3 protein-coding genes are annotated in these 2,378 nt (G+C 25.7%); all 3 read left to right on the top strand.

What is annotated here, in order from left to right:
• Window positions 1–643 (top strand): hypothetical protein (locus tag ACTT9D_RS07180; RefSeq protein WP_440931099.1); only part of this gene is annotated, 643 nt, incomplete at its 5' end.
• Window positions 636–1,787 (top strand): D-alanyl-D-alanine carboxypeptidase family protein, encoded by a 1,152-nt coding sequence (locus ACTT9D_RS07175; protein WP_440931098.1) that lies wholly within the window; start codon window positions 636–638, stop codon window positions 1,785–1,787. The genes ACTT9D_RS07180 and ACTT9D_RS07175, both read left to right, overlap by 8 nt.
• On the top strand, window positions 1,780–2,378 hold a 599-nt coding region (gene tmk, locus ACTT9D_RS07170), incomplete at its 3' end, for a dTMP kinase (RefSeq protein ID WP_440931097.1). The genes ACTT9D_RS07175 and tmk, both read left to right, overlap by 8 nt.

Below are 2,378 nucleotides of genomic sequence, written 5' to 3'. Positions count from 1 at the left end.
ATTTACAATGATTTATGATGAAGATTTATTTAAAAAAAAAATAATTTCTAAAAAAATTGATAACAGATCTTACCTTATATTTAGCAAACATTTAAAAAAAAACTCTAGTGTAAAATTAACCAATTTACTAAATGGAAAAAGTACAATTGCAAAAGTAAAATCAAATAGTGCAGAATTTCCTATATTTTATAATTCAGTTATTACAGAACGAATTTCGCAAGACTTAGAAATTTCAATTAATGAACCGTATATAGAAATACAGCTAATTAATAATGAGACATCATTTATAGCAAAAAAATCAAAAACTTTTGACGAAGAAAAAAATGTTGCAGAAAAAGCACCAGTTGATGGCATAATAATCAATGATCTAAATGAAAATAAAACTAACAAAAAAGATAAAAAGGCTAAAGATATTACGTATTCTGTAAAGATTGCAGATTTTTATTACAGAAAATCTGCTGAACAAATGCTTAATAGAATAAAAGAAGAGACAAAAATTAAGAAATATAAAATTATCAAACTATCAGAAACTAATTTTAGAGTTATATTAGGTCCATATAATGATATAAAAACCTTAGAAGATTCATATAATAAAGCAACAGTATTAAATTTTGATAATTTAGAAATATTAAGAAATGATTAAAAAATTTTTATTTATTATTTTCATTTTCAAAAGCTTTATTTCAAGCGCCTCAGCTAATTTTGAAATAAATGCTAGAACTGCAATTTTGCAAGATTATTTTTCAGGTGAAATTTTATACGAAAAGAATGCCGACGCATCAATCTATCCGGCTTCAATGACAAAGATTATGACTGCTATTGTGGCTTTTGATTTAATTAAATCTGGTGATTTAAGTCTTGATGATAATTTCATTGTGTCAGAAAAAGCTTGGAGATTGTCAACAGCAGGATATTCATCAATGTTTATCATGGTCGGAGATGAAGTTTCGGTTGAAGATTTATTAAGAGGTATCATAGTTGCATCAGGAAATGATGCGTGTGTAGCTTTAGCGGAAGGTATAGCGGGTACAGAAGAAGAATTTGCAATCCTAATGACTGCTAAAGCGCAAGAAATTGGAATGGAAAATACTAATTTCTCTAATTCTTCTGGTATAAATGACCCAAATAATTATTCTACAGTTAGAGACATATTACTTATGTCTAATTATCTAATTAAAGAACATCCTAAATTTTATGAGTACTTTGCTGAAAAGGAATTTACATGGGATAGGACAGGTGGCGATCCGATAACACAGGGCAATAGAAATCCATTACTTTATAAAAATTTAGGTGCTGATGGTATTAAAACTGGTTATCTAGCAGTTGAAAAATACTCGTTAGCTTCTTCAATAATGCGTAATGGAAGAAGATTAATAGCTGTTGGCAGTGGCTTTAATAGTAAAAATGCAAGATCTAGAGAAAGTACTAAAATTCTAACCTATGGTTTAACAAATTTTGATCTTGTAAAAATAGCAGATTCTCAAACACCCATATCAGAAATAGATGTTTGGCTAGGTAAACAAAATAATGTTAAAGTTTATACCAAGAAAGATATTTATAAGACTATAAAAAAAGCCAGAAAAAAAAATTTAAAGATAAGCGTCAATTATGAAGGTCCAATTGAGGCTCCAATTAACAAAGATGATGTACTTGCAAAACTGAAAGTTGTGTATGAAGATGAAATCATTGGTGAATATGATCTTTATGCACTTCAAGATGTAAAAAAACTTAATATGTTTTCAAGATTGATGAGATCCTTAAATTATTTAATTTGGGGTGATGTCTAAAAAACCAATTATTGTTTTTGAAGGTATAGAAGGTTCCGGCAAAACTTCTCATATAAAAAACGTAGAAAAATATTTAAAAAAAAATAATAAAAAATTTATTAAAATTAGAGAGCCAGGCGGATCAAAAAATTCAGAAAGAATAAGAAAATTAATTTTAGACAACAAATCTACATTTAACAATACGACAGATTTATTATTATATTTAGCAGCCAGAAGTGAAAATATTGATTTATTAAAAAAACATTACAAAAAAAAAATTATTTTATTAGATAGGTTTATTGACTCAACAATTGCATATCAACATTATGGCATGGGTGTAAATTTGAAGATTATAAATTTTATTAATAATTATTTGCTTAAAAGTATTAAAGTTGATTTTACCTTTTTGCATTTGGTTAATAAAAAAAATTTACATTTAAGATTAAAACAAAGAAAAAAATTAAATAGATATGATAAATTTGATTTTAAATTTTACAAGAAAGTTCAAGATGGATTTATTAAAATTGCAAAAAAAGACAAAAAAAAATATTCATTAATTGACTCAAATCTAGATTTTAAATTCAATAAAGAAACAATAATTAAAAAGATAAA

Origin of the sequence: Candidatus Pelagibacter sp. (genome assembly GCF_052049815.1) — a bacterium.
Taxonomy (GTDB): domain Bacteria; phylum Pseudomonadota; class Alphaproteobacteria; order Pelagibacterales; family Pelagibacteraceae; genus Pelagibacter.
This window is presented reverse-complemented; position numbering and strand designations above follow the sequence as displayed.

Excerpts from the sequence above, each read along its gene's own strand:
- ACTT9D_RS07175 (WP_440931098.1), top strand. The coding sequence starts at position 636 with ATGATTAAAAAATTTTTATTTATTATTTTCATTTTCAAAAGCTTTATT.